Source organism: Streptomyces acidicola (assembly GCF_009377235.1).
GTDB classification, from domain to species: domain Bacteria; phylum Actinomycetota; class Actinomycetes; order Streptomycetales; family Streptomycetaceae; genus Streptomyces; species Streptomyces acidicola.
This window is the reverse complement of the sequence record NZ_VMNX01000142.1, coordinates 1-23,943: the sequence shown is the minus strand read 5'-3', so window position 1 is coordinate 23,943 and position 23,943 is coordinate 1. Positions and strand designations below refer to the sequence as shown.

The window sequence follows — 23,943 nt, the reverse complement described above, 5'->3', positions numbered from 1 at the left end:
GCCTCGTCCTCAAACGCCGGACGGGCTGGGGGTGCCTGGCCGCCCACCTAGCACGTAGCACGTAGCCAGCGTCGATCGCACCCTTCCAGCGCCACCCGGCGGTGGTGCCTACTGCTGCGGGTGGTGGGGCGGGATCGGGGGGAGGTCGCCCGTCGTCTCGTACGTCGACAGCATGTCGATGCGGCGGACGTGGCGTGCGTCGCCGGAGAAAGGCGTGTTGAGGAAGGTCTCGACGAACTTCGTCGCCTCCTCCTGGGTGTGCATGCGCGCGCCCACCGCGATGACGTTGGCATCGTTGTGCTCGCGTCCCAGCGAAGCGGTCTCCACGCTCCAGGCGAGGGCCGCACGGACGCCCTTCACCTTGTTCGCCGCGATCTGCTCCCCGTTCCCGGAGCCGCCGATCACGATGCCGAGGGACCCTGCGTCGGCGGCCGTCTTCTCGGCGGCACGCAGGCAGAACGGCGGGTAGTCGTCCTGGGCGTCGTAGATGTGGGGCCCGCAGTCGACGGGCTCGTGGCCGGCGGCCTTGACCCACTCGACGAGGTGGTTCTTCAGTTCGTAGCCGGCGTGATCCGAGCCGAGGTAGACGCGCATGATCCGAGTGTGACACGCCGGTTTCGCCGTCGCCCGCCGGGGGGCAGGCAGCGAAAACAGGAGTCATGGAGGGCCCCACCTGGGGGCAGATGCCACGAGACACACGACCGAAGACGCGCGCCGGACATCACAGATGTCCGGCCCCGTACCCTCCAGCGGCGCAAAGGAAATACCCCCATGACCTCGCAGCCGACCACGACAACGAAGGCCGGAAGCGGCCCGGGCGGCCACGGAGAGCCCGGCGGCGGGCTCCAGGCCGGGCTCAAGAACCGTCATCTGTCCATGATCGCCATTGGTGGCGTCATCGGCGCCGGCCTCTTCGTGGGGTCCAGCTCCGGTATCGCCACCGCCGGCCCCGGCATCCTCCTGTCGTACGCGCTCGTGGGGACGATGGTCGTCCTCGTGATGCGGATGCTCGGCGAGATGTCGGCCGCCAACCCGACGTCCGGGTCCTTCTCCGCCCACGCCGACCGCGCGCTCGGGCGCTGGGCCGGATTCTCGATCGGCTGGCTGTACTGGTTCTTCTGGGTCGTCGTGCTCGCCGTGGAGGCCACCGCCGGGGCCGAGATCCTCGAAGGGTGGATGCCCGACGTACCGCAGTGGGGGTGGGCGCTCATCGTGATGGTGGTGCTGACCGCCACCAACCTCGTCTCGGTCGGCTCGTACGGCGAGTTCGAGTTCTGGTTCGCGGGGATCAAGGTCGTCGCGATCGCCGCGTTCATCGTCGTCGGCGGGCTCGCCGTCTTCGGGGTGCTGCCGGGTGTCGACGCAGGGAAGGCCGGGCTGTCCAACCTCACCGACCACAGCGGCTTCCTGCCGAACGGTCCGGGCGCGATCCTCATCGGCGTACTGCTCGTCGTCTTCTCCTTCATGGGCACCGAGATCGCCACACTGGCGGCCGGTGAGTCGGAGGACCCGCGGAAGTCGGTCACCAAGGCCACCAACAGCATCATCTGGCGCATCGGCGTCTTCTACCTCGGCTCGATCTTCGTCGTGGTGACACTGCTGCCGTGGAACGACCCGTCCATCAAGGACAAGGGCTCGTACGTCGCCGCCCTGGACTCCCTCGGCATCGCGCACGCCGGCCAGATCATGAACTTCATCGTGCTGACATCCGTGCTGTCCTGCCTCAACTCCGGTCTCTACACGGCCTCCCGGATGGCGTTCTCGCTCGGCGCACGCGGTGACGCGCCGAAGGCGTTCGCGCGGACGAACCCGCGCGGTGTGCCGATGGCGGCGATCCTCTCCTCGGTCGTCTTCGGGTTCGTGGCGGTCTTCTTCAACTACGCCTACCCGGAGTCCGTCTTCCTCTTCCTCGTCAACTCCTCCGGCGCCGTGGCCCTGTTCGTCTGGCTGGTGATCTGCTTCTCCCAGCTGCGGCTGCGCAAGGTCATCGAGCGCGAGGAGCCGGAGAAGCTGGTCGTCCGGATGTGGCTGTACCCGTACCTGACCTGGGCGACCATCGCGCTGATCCTGTTCGTCCTGGGCTACATGCTGACCGACACCGAGCACGGCAACCGCGACATCCTGCTGCTGTCGCTGCTGGTGGCGGCCGTCGTGGTCGGGGTCTCGCTGGTCAAGGAGAGGCTGCTGGGCGGCGGGCGGGCCACGGCCACGAAGCCGGAGACCTCGGCGACCGCGGAGGGCTTGGATACCTCGGATACCTCGGAGCGCTGAAACGCCGGGTTCACACGAGCGTGAGGCTGCCGCACGGGACAAAGCCGTACGCGAAAAGCTGACGGCAGATGTCAGGAAATCCAGCAACCATCGCCCCCAACCGGAAGGACGAAGGACCACGAGCCGACCTACCGGCGAGTCGGCCCACAAGAACCGAAGGACATACCCGTGACCTTGCAGGACCACAAGGGCCATAGGAACAACAAGGACCAGAAGGACCCCACCACGCACCGCCTCGTCTTCAGGCCCGGCGACGACGGTTACAAGGGCGAGGTCGCCGGCTTCCAGACCGGCCCGGCGCAGCGGCCCGCCGTGGTCTTCGCCGCGTCCTCGCCCGCCGATGTGGCCGCCGCGGTGGCGTACGCGGCGGCCGAGGGACTGCCGGTCGGTGTCCAGGCGACCGGGCACGGGCTGCCGGGGGCGGCCGAGGGTGGTGTGCTGATCACGACGAAGCGCATGGACGGCGTGACGATCGACGTCGAGGCGCGTACGGCACACATGCAGGCGGGGGTCCGCTGGGGCGGTGTCGTCGAGGCGGCCGCACCGTACCGGCTCGCCCCGTTGAACGGTTCCGCGCCGGGCGTGGGCGCCGTCTCGTACACGCTGAGCGGTGGACTGCCCCTCCTGGCCAGGGAGTTCGGATATGCGGCCGACCATGTGCGCTCCCTGGACGTGGTCACCGCCGACGGGCGGCTCCGTCACGTGACGCGGGAGTCGGACCCCGATCTGTACTGGGCGCTGCTCGGCGGCGGCCACAACTTCGGTGTCGTGACCGAGGTGGTGACCGGTCTCGTGCCGGTGGCGCGGCTGTACGGTGGCGCGCTCGACTTCGACGGGCGCGCGGTGGACCCGGAGGCCGTGCTGCGGGCGTACGAGCGCTGGACGCGGACCGTGCCCGTGACGCTGACCTCGTCTTTCGCCGCGGTCGCGTATCCGGACGTCCCGGCGCTGCCGCCGCACCTGCGCGGCCGGTACGTCATCTCGGTGCGGGTCGTGTACACCGGACCCGGCACCGATGGGGAGCGGCTGGTCGCCCCGCTGCGGGCGTTGGGTCCGGCGCTGAGGGACACGCTGCGGGAGATGCCGTACACCGAGAGCCACACCGTCCACAGCGACCCGGACGTCCCGCACACGTACTACGGGGACAGCGCGGTACTGAGCGGTCTGGACGTGGCCGCTGCCGCCGAGGTGCTGTCGCGCACCGGCCCGGAGGTGTCCCCGATGTGTGTGGTGCAGATCAACCACCTGGGCGGAACGCTGGCCGCCAAGGCACCGAACTCCGTGCCGCACCGGGAGGGACGGTTCCTCGTGCGGCTGGTGGCGATGGCCGGGCGTGAGGCGGCGCGTGAGGTGCTGGACCCTGCGTTCGCGGTCCTCTCGCCGTGGACCGTCGGGCGCGCGCTCAACTTCGTGTTCGGCGCGGACGACCGTACGGAGGGGCTGTACGACGCGGAGACGCGGCTGCGGCTTGCCGCGCTGAAGGCGAGGTACGACCCGAGCGGCATGTTCCGGCGGAACTACACGATCGAGCCGGTCCGGGACCGGGAAAGGGCCTGAGAACGGGAAGGGCCCTGCCGCGCGGTGCGGCAGGGCCCTTGCGCCGGGCGGAGCGGATCGCTCACTTGCGGCCGATGGAGCGGATCGCTCCCTTACGGCCGGCGGAGCGGATCGCTCACTTGCGGTCGGCGAGCTTCCAGGCCGTGGGCAGCGCGCCCATCGCCAGCGCGGCCTTCAGGGCGTCGCCGATCAGGAACGGGGTGAGGCCGGCCGCGATGGCGGCGGTCAGCGACATGTCGGCGACGAGGGCCAGGTACGGCACGCCGATCGCGTAGATGATCAGCTCGCCGACGGCCATGGTGCCCGCCATGCGCAGCACCGAGCGGTCACCGCCGCGCCGGGCCAGCGCACCCACGACGGTGGCGGCCAGCAGCATGCCGAGGACGTAGCCGAAGGACGGCGCGGCGTAGCCCGAACCGCCTTCCGCGAACCACGGCATCCCGGCCATGCCCACCAGCGCGTACAGGGCGAGCGACAGGAACCCGCGGCCCGCGCCCAGCGCCGTACCCACGAGGAGCGCCGCGAAGGTCTGGCCGGTCACCGGCACCGGGGAGCCCGGCACCGGCACCGCGATCTGGGCGGCGATTCCGGTGAGTGCGGCGCCGCCGAGCACGAGCGCGACGTCGCGGACGCGGGACGCGGGCAGCAGGTCGGCGAGGACTTCGCCGGGGCGGCGGGCGGATGTGGCGGCGGCAATGGTCATGACGGGGGCTCACTCCGGCGATGGAGGCGGTCGGGGACACGGTGACGCTATCCCAGGGCCCTGGACGCGATCACCGTCAGCGCTCGACAAAGCGAACAGCGCGCGCTTGATGTGCTCCCCACAAAGGAGGTGACTTACACACGCTCCGGGGTGACGCCGGTCACTGAGGTGGAGAGACAGCTCGGGGAGGTCGGGGGGCGGGCGGGAACTGTAGGGTTCCTCCAAACAACCGGCGTGAGCGAGTCATCACGTTCCGTGGCCCGGCTGTCCGCATGGTGGGCGGGCTTCTCATGTGGCGCGTTGGGCGCCCAGACTGTCGGCGTTTTGCCCACTCGCACCCATTCGCTACCAAGGGGCCATGACACCCATGTCCGGCAGCACCCTCGACTCCGCGCGGGAGACCCCTGCCGCGGACGTCCCTCTCTCCCACGGCCTCAAACAGCGTCATCTGTCGATGATCGCGCTGGGCGGGGTGATCGGCGCGGGCCTGTTCGTCGGGTCCGGGGCGGGCATCGCCGCCGCCGGGCCGTCGATCGTCGTCGCGTACGCGCTCTCCGGTCTGCTCGTCATGCTGGTGATGCGGATGCTCGGCGAGATGTCGGCCGCGTATCCGTCGTCCGGCTCCTTCTCGGCGCATGCCGAGCGCGCCCTCGGCCCGTGGGCGGGCTTCACCGCCGGCTGGTCCTTCTGGGTCCTGCTCTGCACGGCCGTCGGCCTGGAGGGCATCGGCGCCGCGAAGATCGTGACCGGCTGGCTGCCCGACACGCCCGAGTGGGGGTGGGTGGCGCTGTTCATGGTGGTGTTCCTCGTCACGAACCTGGCCGCCGTGAAGAACTTCGGCGAGTTCGAGTTCTGGTTCGCCGCGCTCAAGGTCGGCGCGATCAGCCTGTTCCTGGTCCTCGGCGTGCTCGCGGTCGCCGGAGTCCTGCCGGGCACGGACTCCCCCGGCCTCTCCCGCCTCACCGGCGAGGGCGGCTTCCTGCCGAACGGCAGCGAGGGCCTCGTCATCGGGCTGCTCGCCTCGGTGTTCGCGTACGGCGGTCTGGAGACGGTCACCATCGCGGCGGCCGAGTCGGAGGACCCGGTCCGTGGTGTCGCCCGTGCGGTCCGTACGGCGATGTGGCGCATCGCGCTCTTCTACATCGGCTCGATGGCGGTCGTCGTCACCCTCGTCCCGTGGAACGCGAAGGCCGTCGTCGACAAGGGCCCGTACGTCGCCGCCCTCGAACACATCGGCATCCCGGGCGCCGCCCAGGTGATGAACGTGGTCGTCCTCGTGGCCCTGCTGTCGGCCATGAACGCCAACATCTACGGTTCCTCGCGCATCGCGTACTCGCTGGTGGCACGGGGACAGGGCCCGAAGGCGCTGGCGCGGGTCTCCCGCGGGGTGCCGCGGGCCGCGGTCCTGGCCTCCTGCGTGTCCGGTTTCGTCTGCGTGGTGCTGAGCTACTGGCGGCCGGACGACGTCTTCCCCTGGCTGCTGAACATGATCGGCGCCGTGATCCTGGTCGTCTGGGTGTTCATCGCCGTCTCGCAGCTGCGGCTGCGCCGCAGGCTGGAGCGGGAAGCCTCGGAGAAGCTGGTCGTGCGGATGTGGGCGTTCCCGGCGCTGACGTGGGTCGCGCTCGCGGGGATGGCGGCGATCTTCGTCCTGATGGCTCGGGAGCCGGGCACCCGGGTGCAGCTGTACGCGACGGGCGGGATGACGCTGGTTCTGGCGGCGCTCGGGTACGCGCGGCAGAGGGCTCGCGCCAAGAGCTGATCGGCCGGCGGACGTATTGCCGTTCGCCGCCCGGCAGAGGTGGGAAACGTCCTGCCCGTGATCGTCTTCTCTCTCACGCTGACCGGGCAGGCGGAGAAACAGGTGGGCCCCCGCGAGAACGTGACTCGCGGGGGCCCACCCGTACGGGAGCCCGAAGGACGTCAGAGGTTGCTGAAGTCCGGGCCCTTGGTACGGGTGCGCTTGATCTCGTAGAAGCCCGGGATCGAGGCGACCATGAGGGTGCCGTCCCAGAGCTTGGCGGCCTCCTCGCCCTTGGGGGCCGGGGTGACGACCGGGCCGAAGAAGGCGATCTGCTCGCCGTCGGAGCCGGGGACCGCGATGACCGGGGTGCCGACCTCCTGGCCGACCTTCTCGATGCCCTCGTTGTGGGAGGCGCGCAGTTCGGGCTCGTACGGGGTGGAGTCCCAGTGGTCCATCAGGGACTCGGGCAGGCCCACGTCCTTCAGCGCCCGGGCGACGACCTCCTTCTCGATGCCCTCGCCCTGGTTGTGGATGCGGGTGCCGAGCGCGGTGTAGAGGTCGCCGAGCACCTCGGCGCCGTGCTCCTGCTCCGCGGCGATGACCACCCGTACGGGACCCCACGCCTTGGTCTGGAGCATCTCGCGGTAGTTCTCTGGCAGCTCGTCCAGCTTGTTCTCGTTGAGGACCGCGAGGCTCATCAGATGCCAGCGGACCTCGATGTCCCGGACCTTCTCCACCTCCAGGACCCACCGCGAGGTCATCCAGGCCCACGGGCACAGCGGGTCGAACCAGAAGTCGACGGGGGTCTTGCCGGAGGTTGCCCCGGAGGACTGCTCGGACATGGCTCTCCTAGAAAGTGGCCAAGGGGTCGTTTTCCCTGGGCAACACCGGCGCACGCCCGCACCATTCCCACGCCCCGCCCCACGATGTGGGCACTGCGCCCCGCTGTCCGGTCCCGGGGGCGCATGGCAGGATCGGCCTGTCCGTATGCCGAACACCACCTGTAGGGAGTGCCGCCCGTGCCCGGTGAGAATCTGTCCCGCGACGAGGCCCAGGAGCGGGCCGCGCTGCTGTCCGTCGACGGGTACGAGGTGTCGCTCGACGTGCGCTCCGCCGTGGGCGGCACAGGCGGCGAACCGCGCACGTTCCGTTCGGTCACCACGATCCGCTTCCGCTGCTCCGACCCGGGCGCCACCAGCTTCGCCGACCTGGTCGCGCCGAGCGTGACGGCGCTCTCCCTCAATGGAAGGGACCTGGACCCGAGCGAGGTCTTCGACGGTGCGCGGATCGTCCTGGAGGACCTGGCGGCCGACAACGAGCTCGTCGTCGACGCCCAGTGCGCCTACTCGCGCACCGGCGAGGGGCTGCACCGCTTCGTCGACCCCGAGGACGGCGAGGTCTACCTCTACACCCAGTACGAGCCGGCCGACTCCCGCCGTGTCTTCGCGAACTTCGAGCAGCCCGACCTGAAGGCGCCCTTCCGTTTCGAGGTGCGGGCGCCGGAGGGCTGGACGGTCTGGAGCAACGGGGCCGGCGAGCAGCAGGACGGGGTGTGGCGGTTCGCGGAGACCAAGCCGATCTCGACGTACATCACGGCGGTCGTGGCGGGGCCGTACCACTATGTGACGGACACATACGAGCGGACCTTCGAGGACGGTACGCGGCTGGAGATCCCCCTCGGCGCGATGTGCCGCAAGGGTCTCGCCCCCTACTTCGACGCCGACGACGTCTTCCTCGTCACGAAGCAGGGCCTGGACTTCTTCCACGACCACTTCGACTACCCGTACCCCTTCGGGAAGTACGACCAGGCCTTCGTGCCGGAGTACAACCTCGGCGCGATGGAGAACCCGGGGCTCGTCACGTTCCGCGAGGAGTTCATCTTCCGGGGCAAGGTCACGCAGGCGTCGTACGAGCGGCGGGCGAACGTCATCCTGCACGAGATGGCGCACATGTGGTTCGGCGACCTGGTGACCATGGTGTGGTGGGACGACCTGTGGCTGAAGGAGTCCTTCGCGGACTTCATGGGCACCTTCTCGATGGTCGAGGCGACCCGGTTCACCGACGGCTGGATCACCTTCGCCAACAACCGCAAGTCCTGGGCGTACCGCGCCGACCAGCTGCCCTCCACACACCCCGTCACGGCCGACATCCGTGACCTTCAGGACGCGAAGCTCAACTTCGACGGCATCACCTACGCCAAGGGTGCCTCGGTGCTGAAGCAGCTCGTCGCGTACGCCGGGCGGGACGCCTTCCTGGAGGGCGCGCGGCGGTACTTCAAGCGGAACGCGTACGGCAACACGCGCCTGGGTGACCTGCTGTCGGTGCTGGAGGAGACGTCCGGGCGGGACATGGGCGGCTGGGCGCGTTCCTGGCTGCAGACGGCCGGCGTGAACTCGCTGACCCCGCAGGTGCTGCTGGACGCGGACGGGCGCGTGGCCGAGCTGGCCGTGCTGCAGGAGGCGGCGGAGTCACACCCCCGGCTGCGGCCGCACCGGGTGGCCATCGGCCTGTACCGGCGCGGGCAGGAGCGCGCGCTGGAACGGTACGCCCAGGCCGAGACGGACGTCGACGGTGCGCGTACGGTCGTGGCGGAGCTGGCCGGCACCGAGGCACCGGAGCTGGTGCTGGTCAACGATGCCGACCTGACGTACTGCAAGACCCGCTTCGACGACACGTCTCTGGCGACGCTGCGCGCCGCTCTCGGCAACATGACCGACCCGCTGGCGCGGGCCCTGTGCTGGTCGGCGCTGTGGAACATGACGCGGGACGCGCTGCTGCCGGCACGGGAGTTCATCGACCTGGTGCTGAAGTTCGCGGGCAGGGAGTCCGACATCGGTGTCCTGCAGATGCTGCACGCGTGGGCCGAGTCGGCGCTGACGCACTACGCGGCGCCTCAGTGGCGGGAACAGGGCTCCCGGCTGCTCACGCAGCACGCGGTGCTGGAGCTGTACGCCGCCGAGTACGGCAGCGAGCACCAACTGGCGTGGGCACGGTTCTTCGCCCGGGTGACCGACCAGCCGGGCTTCCAGCTGCTGACGGGCCTGCTCGACGGTACGGCGACGGTCGACGGACTCCAGGTCGACCAGGAGCTGCGCTGGGCGCTCCTGGACACGCTGGCCACGCACGGCGTCGTCGGCGAGAAGGAGCTGGCCGCCGAGCTGGCCCGCGACGACACGGCGTCCGGCAAGCGGCACCAGGTCCGCTGCCTGGCCGCCCGCCCCTCGGCCGCGGTGAAGGCGCAGGCGTGGGCGTCGGTGGTGGAGTCGGACACGCTGTCCAACGCCCTGGTCGAGGCGACGATCGCGGGCTTCGGCCGGCCGTCCCAGCGGGAGCTGACGGCGCCGTACGCGGAGAAGTACTTCGCGGCGATCGAACGGGTCTGGGCCCAGCGGTCGATCCAGATCGGTATGCACGTGGTGAGCGGGCTGTTCCCGTCGTTGCAGGACTCCCCGGCCACGCTGGACGCCACCGACGCCTGGCTGTCGGCCCACGAGGACGCGCCGCCGGCCCTGCGGAGGCTGGTCCTGGAGGCACGGGACGACCTGGCGCGGTCACTGCGGGGCCAGGCGTGTGACGCGGCGGCGGCGAAGTAGCCGTCGGCCAGCCGTACTTGGGGGCACCGCAGGTTGACGCGGTGCCCCCTTCGCGCGGTTACGAAATTCAGGTATTCGGAGCCGTAACCTTTACAGTTCCCCATCCGGACCAGCCACTCTCGGCACTCGAACGTGCGTACTTTAGGGCTGCCTTGTCCTCATATGGCGACGAGCGTGTAACAGCGGTTCAAGGGCCGGTCGCACACGGGAATCTGCGGGTCATGAACAACACCCCGCTCTCCCCCCACTCCCACCCGCTGCACCGCCTCGCCGACCTCCGGGGCCGTGTGCGGACCACCGCCCAGCTGCGCGGCCTCGGCGTCACGCAGGCCGAGACGAGCGAGCAGTGCCGCCCCGGCGGGCCCTGGCAGCAGATCCTGCCGGGCGTGTACCTGCTCCACCCCGGCGCGGCCACGCCTCAGGAGCGCCTCCAGGCGGTCCTGCTGTACGCGGGCCGCTCCCACGACGCGGCCGGGGTGCCCGCGCAACCGGGCGCCGACAAGCCGCACGGCCGCGCCCCGGACGCGGTGATCACAGGCCTGGCCGCCCTCGCCCTGCACGGTTTCGCCTCGGCTCCCTCGCTGCTCTCCCTGGACCACGTCGACGTCCTCGTCCCGCGTCTGCGCCGGCTGCGCTCCACGGGCTGCGCACGCGTCCTCCGCACGCCCGCGCTTCCCGTCCCGGTCCACATCGCGGGCCTCCCGGTCGCACCGGTTCCGCGGGCCCTGGCCGACGCGGTGGCGGGCCTGGCCGACGCGAGTGCCGTACGCCGGCTGCTGACGGAGGCGGTGCGCGCCGGTCATGCCGAACCGTCCGCGGTGGTCCGGGAGCTGTCCCGGGCGCGGCTGCTGAACCGCCCGCACGTGGTGGGCGCGGTCGACTCCCTCCTGGCCGAGGGCCGCGCGCTCGCCGAGGACCTGCTGCTCCGCATGGTCGAGGAGCACGGCCTCCCCGACCCTGTCTGGAACGTGGACCTGCGATTGCCCGGCGGCCCCCACCTGGGCGGCCTCGACGCGTACTGGCCGGAGCACGCGGTGGCCGTGGAGCTGGACACCCGGGGCCCCCGCCACGACGAGGACGCCCTCGGGTCGGAGTACGCCCGCAAGCGCGAGGCGCTGGAGCGCCTGGGCATCACGGTCGTCCACATCACCCCGAGGAAGCTCCGCGAGTCCCTGGAGCAGCAGGCCGCGATCCTCCGCACGGCCCTGATGGCCTCGGCGGACCGTGAGCCGGCGGCGTACGTCGTGGTGCTCCCCCGCTGAGCGGTCCACGCGCGCTGGGCATCGGGCGCCGGTATCAGGAGGGGAGCGCAGGGGCCGCCGAAGTGGATTCGGCGGCCCCTACGGATGACCTCGGCGTTCGCGGACTGCGGGCCTTGCCTGCGTCGTGCGCCCGGCGCACGCTGGTCTTATGGGTGTGCGACGGGACGGCCCCACGCTCATCACGTCCGTGCAGCGGGCCTTCCGCCTGCTGGAGGCGGTGAGCGCGCACGAGAACGGTGCACCGGCGAAGCAACTGGCGCACGACGCGAGGCTGCCCCTGGCCACCGCCTATCACCTGCTGCGGACGCTGCTCCACGACGGATACGTGCGCAAGCTGGAGGACGGCGGCTTCGTCCTGGGCGACCGGCTGGAGACGCTGCACATCACGGGCCGCGGGCAGGCGCAGCTCAGCCGGGTCCGTCCCACGCTCGCCGCACTGCGGGACGAGCTCACGACCGCCGCCTACCTCACCTTCTACGAGGAGGGCGAGATCCGGGTCGCGGAGATCGTCGACGGCCCCAAGGCGCCGCGGGTCGACATCTGGGTGGGCTTCGAGGAGGCCGGGCACGCCACCGCGCTGGGCAAGTCCGTACTGCGGGAACTCGACGACGACTCCCGCAGGGACTACCTCGCCCGGCACCCTCTCGTCGACCTCACCCCGCGGACCGTCACCAGCCCTCCGGAGCTGCTCCGGCAGCTCGACTCCTCACCCGTGGCGCCGGCCGTCACGGACCTGGAGGAGTACGCCGTCGGCACGGTCTGCATCGCCGTGCCCGTCTACAGCGGGGACACGCTCGGCTCGCTCGGCGTCTCCCTGCGGGCGGAGCGCAGCCCTCAGATCGAGGAGATGCGGGCTCGGCTGATCCCGACCGCGTGTCGCGTGACCAGGAGTCTTTCGTTCACTATCTGAAAATCTCCTCCTTGCAACTTTCCGCCCGAACCTTTTTCCTGGACGAAAGGGACAAATCAGGAGTGCGTCTCGCACACCACGCACAGGTGAGGACTGCGGACACAGCATGAGCGAGGCCCGAGACCATGCCGGCGGCGGCCGGCGGCCGGCACGGCCGTTCAGGAAGCGAGGAGCAGATCCCGGGGCGTCGGCCCGGAAAAGCACTGCCGCACGGGTGGCCGCGGGCACGCCCGTGCTGCCCGTGCTGATCGTGTCCGTCGTCGTGATCGTCGGACTCCTCGGCGGAGGGGGGAGGATACTGCTGCCCCTGCTCGCTGCCGGGCCGGCGCTGGCCGCCACCACCTGCGGACCGCACGGAGTCCTCTGTATCGGCCTCCTCGCCACCGGGCTGGGCACGACGCTCGGTATCCATGACAGCGCCCCGAACCGCGAGCTGGCAGCCGTGCTCTCCGCGCTGACGGTCGTCACCCTGGCGAGCAGCCTGTCCAGCTCAGTGCTCAGACGTCGCGAACGGGTGCTCGCGGCCGTCCGTTCGGTCGCCGAGGCCGCCCAGCACGCGCTGCTCAAACCCGTACCGGACAGGGTCGGACCGTTCGAGGTGGCCGTGCGCTACAGCGCTGCGGCGGCGGAGGCCCGTATCGGCGGGGATCTCTACGCGCTCGTGCCCACCCCGTACGGGGTCAGGCTGATCGTCGGCGATGTGCGCGGCAAGGGTCTGCCGGCCGTGGAGACCGCCGCACTCGTGCTCGGTGTCTTCCGGGAGGCCGCCTACGACGAGCCCGATCTCCTCGCCGTCGTCGGCAGGATCGAGCGGAGCCTGACACGCAACCTCGACAGCGACGACTTCGTCACCGCCGTGGTCGCCGGATACCCGCAGGCAGGGCAGCTGGAGCTGGTCAACTGCGGACACGCGCCCCCGTTGCTGGTCCGCGCGTCCGGCGGCGTCGTGGCGGCGGAGCCCACCCATCCGGCTCCGCCGCTCGGGCTCCGCGCCCTCACGAGCGAGACCCCCAGCCTCCAGGTGCTGCCCTTCGGCCGAGGGGACCAGCTGCTGCTCTACACCGACGGGGTCACCGAGGCCCGCGACCACGGCGGTGAGTTCTATCCGCTCGCCGAAGGGCTGGCGCGCCACGTCTCCGACGAGCCGGCAGGCACCCTCACCGCGCTGCACGACGAACTGCTGGAGCACGTGGGCGGCCGGCTGCACGACGACGCGGCGCTGCTCCTGCTCCGTAAGCCGCCCGTGCCGGAACCGGCGGTGTCCTGAGCGCGGGCGCCGCGCCGCCCCGGCTCTACTTGCCGCAGAACTCCGCCTCGATCACCGCATCGCTGTCGCCCGACCAGTCCCCGTTGAAGTTGAAGGCGAGGGAGTGGCGGCCGTCGGCCGTCGTCACCGCGACCGTGAGGGTGCCTTTGGTGTCGCCTCCGTGGCCCCAGACATGGACTCCGCAGCTCAGCTCGACGTCGGTGAGGCCCAGGCCGTAGCGCCGCTTCGGGTCGCCGGTGTCGACCGTGGCCGTCAGCTCCTTCTGCTGCTTCTCGGGGAGCAGGCGCCCGCGCACGAGTGCCGCGTAGAAGCGGCTGAGGTCCGCCGAGTCGGAGATCATGTTGCCTCCCCCGTAGGCGATTGTGGGGTTCCACTCGGTGACGTCGTAGGTCGGGCCGGTGGCGGTTTGGGCGAGTTTGCCGTACGCCCGGCTGCTGGGGCGGGGCATCGTGGGGTCCGTGCGGGGGACGCTCGTGGCGCCCAGGCCGAGGGGCTTGATGATGCGGGCGTCGATCTCGTCGCCGTACCAGTGGCCCGTGACCTTCTCGATCACCATGCCGGCCAGGACGTAGTTCGTGTTCGAGTAGTTCCATGACGTGCCGGGGGTGAAGTCGGGCTCGTTCTTCATGGCGTACCCCACGAGGTCGTCCGGGGTCAGCGTGTCGTAGCGGTGCTTGAAGAAGCCGTCCTTCGTGGAGTACCTCTCGACGTAGGTCTTGTCCTTGGTGACGTTGAAGATCCCGCTGGTGTGGTTGAGGAGCTGACGGAGCGTGACCTTCCTGCCGTCGTGGCCGTGGCCGCGGACCACGCCCGGCAGCCACTTCTCCACCGTGTCGTCCAGCGACAGCTCTCCGTCCGCCTCCAGCTGGAGCATGACCGTCGCCACGAACGTCTTGGTGATGCTGGCGACGCGGTAGTGGTCCTCGGTCGAACGCGGCTTGCCCGTCCTGAGGTCGCCCACGCCCGACGTGGCCCTCCATACGCCGTGGGCGTCCTTCGCCTGTGCGGTGACGCCCGGGACGCCGTCCCGCACGGCGGCGTCCATGGCCTCCTTGGTCGCGCTGTGGCGGTGCCCCACGTGTCCGGCCGGAGCCGCGAACGCCGGGACGGCCAGCGTCGCCGCCACGGTCACCGCCGTCGCCGCCATCAGTCCCGTCCGGAGTGTTCCCCTGCGTACTGCCATGTCTCCCCCTTGGTGGCCGGTGATCCCGGTGATCCGGTGATCAGGTGACCCGGTCGGGGGGAGAGACATGAGACGCCTGTGTGAGGGTTGAAGTACCTTTGGGCGGTTGAGCCGGTTTCGGTCAGGTCGTTCAGGTTGTTCAGGTCGCTCACGGCGTCGGGGCGTTCAGGCGGTTCAGGCCTTGCGCAGGACCAGTTCCACGTTCCGGTCCTCCGGCGTGCCGGAGAGGTCCGTGCGGGAGCCCGGGGCATTGAAGGACAGTTCGCGGTACAGGGACGCGAGGCCGGTCTGGGAGAGGTCGGCGAAGTCCGTGGTGTGCGGGGCCGCCGACTCGACGAGCGTGGTGAACAGGGAGATCGTGCCGTCCTCGTTGTCCACCAGCTCGATGACGCGGGCGAGCTGGGGGAAGTCGATGTGGGAGGCCGTCGAGATCTCCCAGAAGGAGCCGCCGCCCGGGTAAGAGTGCGGGGTGATCCGGTTGCGGTGGCTGTGGCCGTTGACCCAGGCCAGGACGCCCTTGTGGCGGCCGAGGAGGGAGAGGACCTCGTCGCCGCCGTGGCGGGCCTCACCCGGGTGGGCGGGGTCCTCGCGGAGGTTGCGCATCGTCCTGCTGGTGTGATGACTGAAGACGATCGCGTACGAGCCGTTCTCCCCGTGCTCCTTCAGCGTGCGGTCCAGCCACTTCAGCTGCGCCGTGCCGAGCGAGCCCTCGTAGTGGCCGCCGGGGTCGGTGGAGTCGAGGCTGATGCCGATGACGTCGTCGGCTATGCGGAAGGTGTAGTACTGGGTGCCGGCGTCCACGTTCGCCTGCGAGTAGCCGTGGCCGACCGGGCCGGGGCCGGTGTGGGCCGGGTCCAGGTGGGCCTTGAGGTACTCCAGCGGGGTGAAGGGGGCGCGGCTCTCGTCCGGGGTGACCGAACGCATCTGCCGGGTGTGGGACTTGAGCATCGCCTTCCAGTCGGCGCCCCGGGGGTCGCCACCCGTTTTGACGTTGTCCCAGATCGTTTTACCGGCCTGCTCGTCCAGCGTCATCAGCTTCCTGCCGCCGACCGCGAAGTCCGCGAAGAAGGAGTCGCCGGGGGCGTAGCAGCCGCCGGGCAGGGAGTCGTGGTTGCCGACCGTCGAGTACCAGGGCAGGTTCAGGCCGGGGCTGTTCACCTCGCGGATCGCGGCCGCGAGGAAGCCCTCGATGTGCGGGAAGCCGAGCTGCTTGTCGGCGTCGCGCAGGGCCGCTTCCGGCTGCCAGTACAGCTTCAGACCGCTGTCCTGGACGCCCTCGTAGCGGCGCGGGTCACCGGAGTTGGGGGCGATGCGGCCACCGCTCATCACCTTCAGGAACCAGTCCAGCTCGGTGCGGGAGTTGTTGTCGGTGTTGTCGCCCGTCGTCATCACGAAGTGGAGCGGGGAACCGGTGACGGGGGCTCCGCGGAGCGCGTTGACCCGCTCGACGAGCGAGACCGCGCCCGCCACGGACAGCGCCTCCTGCGGACGCCAGGCGCTCGACGTCTGGGCGCGCAGGTACTCGTACCGCAGCGGGTGCTGGACGTCCACCACGTGCAGGTCGGTGAACTGGACGAAGGCGGCAAGGGCCGTACGGCGGTTCTCGCGGCCCGACCCGGGGGTGGCCAGGTCGCCGCGGACGACGCGGTTCCAGGCCGGGCCGTCACCGAGCCGTCGGTAGCCGGAGCCGCCTCTGGGCGCCGCGACCGAGCCGAGGGTCGTGCCGCGCGTGTACGGCGCCAGGGGCGCGGCCGGCGCCTGGCGGGAGGACAGGGAGACCGAGGCCGCGTCCCCTGTGGTGGCACGGGCGGGGACCTCGGCGCCGGGCCGCAGGGCGAGCCCGATGCCCGCCGAGAGGGACACCGCGCCGGTGGCGGCGAGGAAGGCGCGACGGTCAGGAGCGGTGGCAGCGGCGGCGACAGAGCGTAGGCGCGACATGGCGCGATCTCCCCGAGTGCAAACGCGTCAGTGATGGTCACGGACGGCTCGGCACGCGAACAGTCCGCTCGTACTGGATCGTTGGCACCGGGGATGGCCTGCACGTGAACTGGACGGCAACGCGGAGCACCGATCACCGTACGTGGATCTTGGGCCACCCTGCGCGTTCGTGAAGCTTCCCGAACGTAAGACAGCCGGAAGGCCGGCGGTCACTCCGAGTTCACTTCGCGGGGTACAGCACCTATCCCCGCGGCGCGTCCGGCACCGGCTCCTTCAGGTGTCCGGCGGGCGGGCGTTCGCGCCACAGGGCGAGGCCGACGTCGATCAGTCCGACCCGTTCCAGGGAGGGCACGGTGTCGAGCGAGTGCCAGGCTGCCATGTCGGTGGAGCCGTTCGTCTCGTGGCGGAGGTCGCCGCCGGTGACGCGGGCCTCGTAGACGATGCGCAGACCGTGGAAGTCGGCGACCGTGCCGAGACGGCGCGGGTACTGGCGCCTGTTGGAGTGCACGCCGAGGAGGGCGGCCGGCTCGACCGTGTACCCCGTCTCCTCCTCGACCTCGCGGATCACCGTGTCGTACGGGTCCTCGCCGTGGTCCATGCCCCCGCCGGGCAGCGTCCACCGCTTGCTGCCGTCACGGGCCACCCAGCGGGCCAGCAGCAGCTGCCCGTCCCGTACGCACACGGCGTACGCCGCCACTCTCAACTCCTCATGCATGCACAGACGTTACCCACACGAACGTCGGACGGAGGGCTGATTCGGGGAACCATCGACCGACATGTCCCATCATCGACCGTCTTCAACTCCGTGCCGCATGCGGGGATTTCCCCATGATTCCCGCGCACCGCGGCAGGACTCTCCCCAAAACGACGTCTCATGCGTAAGGCTGAGCGATCATCCGGATCCGCACACCGGACAACGCGATCCGTCCCACCGTTCGGATCACCGTTGATTCACCGTACTTCACCGTGATTCACCGTCGAATCACTGTCGAATCGCTGTCGTTCGTTCCTTCACGTACAAGGGATGCAGATGACCTTCACCTCCCAGCGCGCCCCGATATCGGGTGCGAGACGCGTGGCCCGTATCGCGGTCGCCGCGGGACTGGTGGCCGCGCTCTCCGCGGCCGGGCCGATACCCACGGCCTTCTCCGCGGACGCCCCCTCCACCGCCGTACCGACCGACGGTGGCATCAAGTCCGCCGACGACAAGCTCGGTTCGTCCGACGCCGACCTGCTCGCCGAGGCCAAGGCGGACGGCGACAAGAACGTCACCATGATGATCGCCACGGCGCCCGGCAGGACCGCGAAGGTCGCCGAGCAGCTGGACGCCGTCAAGGGCGGCTCCGTGGGTCGTGTCCACGACAAGCTCGGCTATGTCCGGGCCACGGTGCCCACGAAGAAGGCGGACTCGGCCATCGCGGCGGCCGCGAAGCTCTCCTCCGTGCACGGCATCGATCTGCGGCAGGAGATCCCGCTCGACGACCCGACGCCGAGCGGAGACACCGCGAAGGGCGCCAAGGAGCTGGCCACGGCCGCGAGTTACCCGGCGCCCGGCAGGAACACGCCCGCCGAGAACCCGTACAACCCGTCCTTCGAGACGGGCGCCGTCGATTTCGTGAAGCAGAACCCGAAGGCGGACGGCCGGGGCATCACCATCGGCGTCCTCGACTCCGGTGTGGACCTCGCGCACCCCGCGCTGCAGAAGACGACCACCGGTGAGCGGAAGATCGTCGACTGGGTGACCGCGACCGACCCGATCGTGGACGGCGACGGCAGCTGGCGCTTGATGGCGAACTCCGTCTCCGGGCCCACCTTCACCTACGGCGGCAGGACGTGGACGGCGCCCTCGGGCTCGTACAAGATCAGCCTGTTCCGGGAGTCCGTCACGGCGGGCGGTGACGCCGCGGGCGACGTGAACCGCGACGGCGACACCACCGACACCTGGGGCGTGCTGTACGACGAGGCGGCCGGCACGGTCACCGTCGATGTGAACGGCAACAACGACTTCACCGACGACAAGCCGATGAAGCCGTACAAGGACGGCCACCAGATCGGCTGGTTCGGCACCGACGACCCGTCCACCGAGGTCGCCGAGCGCCAGCCGTTCGTCGTGGAGATCCGCAAGGACGTGCCGACCGACCCGATGGGCGGCGACTGGGTCGGCAAGAAGGCCGACTTCGTCAACATCGGCCTCATAGCGAGCGAGCACGGCACGCACGTCGCCGGCATCACCGCCGCGAACGGACTGTTCGGCGGCAAGATGAACGGCGCCGCTCCGGGCGCGAAGATCGTCTCGTCCCGGGCCTGCCAGTTCGGCCCCGGCTGCACCAACATCGCGCTCACCGAAGGCATGATCGACCTCGTCGCCAACCGCGGCGTCGACATCGTCAACATGTCCATCGGCGGCCTGCCCGCGCTCAACGACGGCAACAACGCGCGCGCCGAGCTGTACACGCGGCTGATCGACACGTACGGCGTGCAGCTCGTCATTTCGGCCGGCAACTCCGGCCCCGGCGCCAACACGATCGGCGACCCGAGCCTCGCCGACAAGGTCATCTCGGTCGGCGCGTCCATCTCCAAGGAGACCTGGGCCGCCAACTACGGCTCGGCCGTGGAGAAGAAGTACGCGATGATGCCCTTCTCCTCGCGCGGCCCGCGTGAGGACGGCGGCTTCACGCCGACGCTCACCGCGCCCGGCGCCGCGATCAACACTGTCCAGACCTGGCTGCCGGGCGCCCCGGTCGCCGAGGCGGGCTACGCGCTGCCGCCCGGTTACGCGATGCTCCAGGGCACGTCGATGGCGTCCCCGCAGGCCGCGGGCGCGAGCGCGCTGCTGCTGTCGGCCGCCCAGCAGAAGAACATCGCCCTCACCCCGGCGAAGCTGCGCACCGCGCTCACCTCGACCGCCGACCACATCAGCGGTGTCCAGGCGTACGCGGAGGGCGCGGGCCTGATCAACGTCGTCGACGCGTGGAAGGTCATCCAGAAGGGCCCCGCGGCGGCCGACTACACCGTGAAGGCCCCCGTCGACACCGCGATCGACTTCGCCCTGAAGACCCCGGGCTTCGGCACGGGCGTCTACGACCGTGAGGGCGGCCTGAAGGTCGGCCAGAAGAAGACGTACGACGTCACCGTCACCCGTACGTCGGGTGCCGACCGGGCGATCCGCCACGAACTGCGGCTGAAGAACAACAGCGGCGACACCTTCCGGATCGTCGGCGACGACGAGGTCTCGCTGCCGCTGAACAAGCCGGTCACCGTGAAGATCTCCGCCAAGCCGAAGTACTCCGGCCTGCGCAGCGCGATCCTGGAGGTCGACGACCCGAGGACCGAGGGCGTCGACAAGCAGGTGCTCAACACGGTCGTGGTCTCCGCGCCGCTGAAGTACACGTACTCCGCGTCGGGCGAGGTCCAGCGCAACAGCTCGAACTCGTACTTCGTGACCGTCCCCGAGGGCGCGAAGACGCTGGAGGTGGCGATCGGCGGGCTGAAGGACAAGAGCCAGACCCGGTTCATCGCCATCCACCCGTACGGCGTTCCGGTCGACAACACCGGCACCCCGTACTGCTACAACAACTACGCGGGCGGCAACGGCTGCAAGCCCGACGTGCGCGCGTACGCGGACCCGCAGCCCGGCGTGTGGGAGATCGAGGTCGAGTCGCGCCGTACGTCGCCGCTGCTCGACAACCCGTACAGCCTGGAGGTCTCCGTCCTCGGCGCGGCCTTCGACCCTGAGCTCGTGACGATTCCCGAGACCAAGGCCGGCACCCCGACCGACGCCTCCTGGAAGGTGACGAACGAGCTCGCACCCGTCGAGGGCAAGCTGGTGGGCGGCCCGCTCGGCTCCTCGAAGTCGACGCGTCCGACCATCGCCCACGGCGCCCAGCAGGTCACCACGGTCGACGTCCCCGAGGGCGCCGAGTCGCTGGACGTCGCCATCGGCAACGTCTCGGACCAGGCCGCCGACCTCGATCTGGTGGTCCTCGACCCGAACGGCGACGAGGCCGGCAGCTCCGCCGGCGGCGACTCGGAGGAGTCGGTCTCCCTGCCCTCACCGGCCGCCGGTACGTACACGGTGGTCGTCGTGGGCTACTCGGTTCCGTCCGGCTCCACGGCGTACGACTACCGCGACGTGTACTTCTCCTCCGCGCTCGGCGAGATCACGGTGGGCGGTACGGCGGTGAAGCTCGGCACGGGCGACTCGGCGACGTTCTCCGGTTCGGTCGTCGCGCAGGCCGAGGCGCCGGCGGGACGTGAGTTCTTCGGCGAGGTCCAGCTGGTGAACGCGCGTGGTACGGCCGCGGGCGTCGGGAGCGTGCGGATCGAGAAGGTCACGCCGTAAGCGAGGAGCTCACGCCGTAAGGGCGTGCGCTTGGTGTGGGGCGGGCGCCCGGGTGCGGGCGCCCGCCCTTCCTCATGCGGTCACTCGCACCGCACGGACTCGGCCCCCGGCACCGCCCGCTCGATCCAGGAACGTTCCTGGGCGATCCTCTTCTCACCGGTGACCAACAGGTCGGGCTTCGCCTCGTCGCGGTGGATGCCGATCAGGACGGGCTCGCCCTCGCGCAGGCGGCGGGCCTCGTGCTCCTCCACGGGGAACACGACCTCCTCGTCACCCTTGTCCGGCTTGTAGTAGCGCTCGACATCCAGGGCGACCCTGGACAGCCCGGTGCCGGAGGCCGGTTCGACGCCCGTGACGGTCCCCTCGACGATGAGGCGGGCGCAGGCGACGTAGGCCGGGCCGTCCTGTGACGTCGCGCTGTCCGGTGTCCCGGACGTGTCCTGCGCCTTGCCCGCGTGCTCCTCCGAACTGCCCGCGCTGTCGCTGCTGGCGGTGTGTACCCCGGCACCACCCTGCGAGATCAGCCATCCCAGCCCGACGACCGCGAAGACGGCCACGGCGGCGGCGAGAGTTCCGAAGGCGAGCGCGACCGCCGATGGGCGGCGTCGCCTCGGGGCGCGGGTGCGGGCGGGGCGTGCCGAGGGGGTGGAGGCCGCGTGGGGCCTCACCGGCGGGGTGGGCGCCGGTGCGGGTCCCGTCTCGGGATCGGTTTCCTGTGCGGGCCGCGACGTGCCCTGGGTGCCGGGTGCGGGCCGCGCGGCCATGGGTCGCCCCGCCGGGTCCATGGCTTCCGCCTCGGTGCCGGGCGCGGTGAGACCGTCCCCGGCCAGCGCGTGGCCGATCAACCCCAACTGCTCGCGCAGCAGCGCCACGTCGGCCAGGGCGGACCTGTGCTCCGCGGCGAACGCGGCGTCGTCCAGGGCCCCTTCGGGCAGCGGTTCGTCGATGATCGCGGCCATGAGCGCGTCCATGCCGTCGTACGGGTCAGGCGCGTCGTACCGGGCGTCGTACCGGGCGTCGCGCCGGTCTTGCTTCCAGTCCGGGTTCCGGGCTTCGTGCCGGTCGTCGTGCGGGTTTTCGTTCCGGGCGGCCACGTCACACCACCTCGTCCTCGTGCAGGCGGGCGCGCAGGGCGCGGACCGCCGAGTGGAGCCTGCTCTTGACCGTGCCCTCGGGGATGCCGAGTTCCTCGGCGATCCCGCGTACCGGCAGGTCGGCGTAGAAGCGCAGCACGACGACCTGGCGCAGGGCGTCGGGCAGCGCGTCCAGACCGCGGGCGACGGCGAGCGAGAGCACGCTGGAGTCCTCACCGGAGGGGTGCTCCAGCTGCCGGAGCGAGGCCAGGCGCTCACCGATGCGCTCCTGGCGGCGCTTGGCCCGGTGCCAGTCCATGGCCAGGTTGGACGCGACGACCGCCGCCCACGCGGACACGTCCCGGGGGGCCTCGCGGCCACTCGCGGCCCGTTCCAGGAGCCGCAGCCGTACCTGCTGCACCCCGTCCAGCAGGTCCGACTGTGGTACCCCGCCGAGCGCGAGCACCGCCCGCACCCGGCGCTCCTGGGCCGCGTCCAGGGGATCGTCCGCCCCCTGGGCCACGTCCAGAGGTTCGTGCACCCCCTCGGCCCGCCGGGTTTTTCTGCGCAGCACAGCCACCCCTCCCCTCGCCGCGTTTCCTCTAGGACGCCGGGGGCGGGGGAAACGTTCGGCCGGGGGAGCTCTCTTTTCGGGGCGGCGGTGTGCGTGTGTGACGGAGGGCACGCTTGGCGGGGAGGGATGGGGGCAGACGGGACCCGGGAGGCGGAGTCCGTACGGCTTCCCGTGCGCGGCGGGTCGCGGGCGGAAATCTGCGGTGCGGGAGGCCGGATGCCGACGAGCCTCCGTCGGCAGGGACGTCCCCGTCCCGACCTGCGCCTTCCCCGCGCGTCCCACGCCTCGGGCCGCGCACGCAAAGAATTGGACACGTGGACCGGGGGCCGACGCATGATGGGAGCGCCAGTCCACGTCATACGTACGCAATACGCACGCAAAGGAGTCGCCGTGAGGGTCGGAATCGTCGGAGCCACCGGTCAGGTCGGCACGGTCATGCGCAGGATCCTCGTCGAGCGGGAGTTCCCGGTCGACGAGCTGCGTCTGTTCGCCTCGGCCCGTTCGGCCGGGACGGTGCTGGACGGCGTGACGGTGGAGGACGCGACGACGGCCGACTACACGGGCCTCGACATCGTGCTGTTCTCCGCGGGCGGCGCGACCTCGAAGGCGCTGGCCGAGAAGGTCGCCTCGCAGGGCGCGGTCGTGATCGACAACTCGTCGGCGTGGCGCAAGGACCCCGAGGTCCCCCTTGTGGTCTCCGAGGTGAACCCGCACGCGATCGCGGACCGCCCCAAGGGCATCATCGCCAACCCGAACTGCACGACGATGGCCGCGATGCCGGTGCTGAAGCCGCTGCACGAGGAGGCCGGTCTGGAGGCGCTGGTCGTCGCCACGTACCAGGCGGTGTCGGGGTCCGGCCTCGCGGGCGTGGCGGAGCTGCACGGACAGGCCCAGAAGGTGATCGCCGACGCGGACCGGCTCACGCACGACGGGGAGGCGCTCGACTTCCCCGAGCCGCAGGTCTACCAGCGCCCCATCGCCTTCAACGTGGTCCCGCTGGCCGGCTCGATCGTGGACGACGGGCTGAACGAGACCGACGAGGAGCAGAAGCTCCGCAACGAGTCCCGCAAGATCCTGGAGATCCCCGGCCTCAAGGTCTCCGGCACCTGTGTGCGCGTCCCGGTCTTCTCCGGCCACTCCCTCCAGGTCAACGCCCGCTTCGCCCGCCCGATCACCGTCGAGCGCGCGACGGAGCTGCTCGCGGGTGCGCCCGGCGTGGCCCTCACCGACATCCCGACCCCCCTTCAGGCTGCGGGCAAGGACCCCTCCTACGTGGGCCGCCTCCGCGTCGACGAGACGGTCGAGCACGGTCTGTCGCTGTTCGTCTCGAACGACAACCTGCGCAAGGGCGCGGCGCTGAACGCGGTGCAGATCGCGGAGCTGGTGGCGGCGGAACTGAAGGGCTGATGCGGCGGGTGGGTGCGGCGGGTGCGACGGACGGTTCCTCGCCCCCGCCGCCCCTACCCGTCCCATCCCCAGGGGCTGCCGCCCCTTCGACCCCGCCAAGGGGGCAGAGCCCCCTGGAC

General features: G+C 70.7%; 17 protein-coding genes. 9 read left to right on the top strand and 8 right to left on the bottom strand.

The window, feature by feature from the left end; genetic code table 11:
* Window positions 1-108: 108 nt before the first annotated feature.
* Window positions 109-594, bottom strand: a complete 486-nt coding sequence (locus tag FPZ41_RS29935; RefSeq protein ID WP_152866766.1) for a ribose-5-phosphate isomerase — start codon at window positions 592-594, stop codon at window positions 109-111.
* A gap of 177 nt (window positions 595-771) precedes the next feature.
* Here FPZ41_RS29935 and FPZ41_RS29930 point away from each other — a divergent pair, with 177 nt between their 5' ends.
* Both FPZ41_RS29930 and FPZ41_RS29925 read left to right on the top strand, forming a co-directional pair.
* Window positions 772-2,271, top strand: coding sequence for an amino acid permease (locus FPZ41_RS29930; protein ID WP_152866765.1), 1,500 nt, complete (start codon window positions 772-774; stop codon window positions 2,269-2,271).
* Between the two features lie 168 nt (window positions 2,272-2,439).
* Window positions 2,440-3,828 (top strand): FAD-binding oxidoreductase, encoded by a 1,389-nt coding sequence (locus FPZ41_RS29925; protein WP_407698834.1) that lies wholly within the window; start codon window positions 2,440-2,442, stop codon window positions 3,826-3,828.
* Window positions 3,829-3,943: 115 nt separating this feature from the next.
* Here the strand turns inward: FPZ41_RS29925 and FPZ41_RS29920 are convergent, their stop codons facing one another.
* Window positions 3,944-4,531 (bottom strand): biotin transporter BioY, encoded by a 588-nt coding sequence (locus tag FPZ41_RS29920; RefSeq protein WP_152866764.1) that lies wholly within the window; start codon window positions 4,529-4,531, stop codon window positions 3,944-3,946.
* Between the two features lie 367 nt (window positions 4,532-4,898).
* On the opposite strand from FPZ41_RS29920, the gene FPZ41_RS29915 reads away from it, so the two are divergent.
* Window positions 4,899-6,293 (top strand): amino acid permease, encoded by a 1,395-nt coding sequence (locus FPZ41_RS29915; protein WP_152866771.1) that lies wholly within the window; start codon window positions 4,899-4,901, stop codon window positions 6,291-6,293.
* A gap of 161 nt (window positions 6,294-6,454) precedes the next feature.
* Here FPZ41_RS29915 and FPZ41_RS29910 read toward each other — a convergent pair whose 3' ends face one another.
* Entirely contained in the window at window positions 6,455-7,117 is a 663-nt protein-coding gene (locus FPZ41_RS29910; RefSeq protein WP_131569786.1) for a mycothiol-dependent nitroreductase Rv2466c family protein, read from the bottom strand.
* A gap of 177 nt (window positions 7,118-7,294) precedes the next feature.
* Here FPZ41_RS29910 and pepN point away from each other — a divergent pair, with 177 nt between their 5' ends.
* The 4 genes from pepN to FPZ41_RS29890 all read left to right on the top strand — a co-directional run bounded on the left by pepN (window position 7,295) and on the right by FPZ41_RS29890 (window position 13,307).
* The gene (pepN, locus tag FPZ41_RS29905; protein ID WP_322620893.1) at window positions 7,295-9,868 is read left to right on the top strand and encodes an aminopeptidase N; all 2,574 of its coding nucleotides are present in this window, start codon (window positions 7,295-7,297) and stop codon (window positions 9,866-9,868) included.
* A gap of 221 nt (window positions 9,869-10,089) precedes the next feature.
* The gene (locus FPZ41_RS29900; RefSeq protein WP_152866763.1) at window positions 10,090-11,130 is read left to right on the top strand and encodes a PDDEXK family nuclease; all 1,041 of its coding nucleotides are present in this window, start codon (window positions 10,090-10,092) and stop codon (window positions 11,128-11,130) included.
* Between the two features lie 148 nt (window positions 11,131-11,278).
* Window positions 11,279-12,040 carry an IclR family transcriptional regulator gene (locus FPZ41_RS29895; RefSeq protein ID WP_152866762.1) on the top strand — a complete coding sequence of 254 codons (762 nt, stop codon included), beginning with the start codon at window positions 11,279-11,281 and terminating at the stop codon, window positions 12,038-12,040.
* A 106-nt stretch (window positions 12,041-12,146) separates the two neighbouring features.
* Window positions 12,147-13,307 (top strand): PP2C family protein-serine/threonine phosphatase, encoded by a 1,161-nt coding sequence (locus FPZ41_RS29890; RefSeq protein ID WP_152866761.1) that lies wholly within the window; start codon window positions 12,147-12,149, stop codon window positions 13,305-13,307.
* 25 nt (window positions 13,308-13,332) lie between these two features.
* Here the strand turns inward: FPZ41_RS29890 and FPZ41_RS29885 are convergent, their stop codons facing one another.
* The 3 genes from FPZ41_RS29885 to FPZ41_RS29875 all read right to left on the bottom strand — a co-directional run bounded on the left by FPZ41_RS29885 (window position 13,333) and on the right by FPZ41_RS29875 (window position 17,143).
* On the bottom strand, window positions 13,333-14,490 hold the full coding sequence (locus FPZ41_RS29885; RefSeq protein WP_228023059.1) for a serine hydrolase domain-containing protein: 1,158 nt from the start codon (window positions 14,488-14,490) through the stop codon (window positions 13,333-13,335).
* A 174-nt stretch (window positions 14,491-14,664) separates the two neighbouring features.
* Window positions 14,665-16,428, bottom strand: coding sequence for a TIGR03767 family metallophosphoesterase (locus FPZ41_RS29880; RefSeq protein ID WP_152866760.1), 1,764 nt, complete (start codon window positions 16,426-16,428; stop codon window positions 14,665-14,667).
* A gap of 241 nt (window positions 16,429-16,669) precedes the next feature.
* Window positions 16,670-17,143 (bottom strand): NUDIX hydrolase, encoded by a 474-nt coding sequence (locus FPZ41_RS29875; RefSeq protein WP_152866759.1) that lies wholly within the window; start codon window positions 17,141-17,143, stop codon window positions 16,670-16,672.
* A gap of 315 nt (window positions 17,144-17,458) precedes the next feature.
* Here FPZ41_RS29875 and FPZ41_RS29870 point away from each other — a divergent pair, with 315 nt between their 5' ends.
* A complete protein-coding gene (locus FPZ41_RS29870) occupies window positions 17,459-20,770 on the top strand; it encodes a S8 family serine peptidase (protein WP_194236250.1) in 3,312 nt (1,103 codons plus the stop codon).
* An 80-nt stretch (window positions 20,771-20,850) separates the two neighbouring features.
* On the opposite strand, the gene FPZ41_RS29865 is transcribed toward FPZ41_RS29870, so the two are convergent.
* Both FPZ41_RS29865 and FPZ41_RS29860 read right to left on the bottom strand, forming a co-directional pair.
* A complete protein-coding gene (locus FPZ41_RS29865; RefSeq protein ID WP_152866757.1) occupies window positions 20,851-21,864 on the bottom strand; it encodes a hypothetical protein in 1,014 nt (337 codons plus the stop codon).
* Between the two features lies 1 nt (window position 21,865).
* Entirely contained in the window at window positions 21,866-22,417 is a 552-nt protein-coding gene (locus FPZ41_RS29860) for an RNA polymerase sigma factor (RefSeq protein WP_322620892.1), read from the bottom strand.
* 390 nt (window positions 22,418-22,807) lie between these two features.
* On the opposite strand from FPZ41_RS29860, the gene FPZ41_RS29855 reads away from it, so the two are divergent.
* Window positions 22,808-23,824: an aspartate-semialdehyde dehydrogenase gene (locus FPZ41_RS29855; RefSeq protein WP_322620891.1), complete on the top strand. Its 1,017-nt coding sequence runs from the start codon at window positions 22,808-22,810 to the stop codon at window positions 23,822-23,824.
* Window positions 23,825-23,943 lie beyond the last annotated feature (119 nt).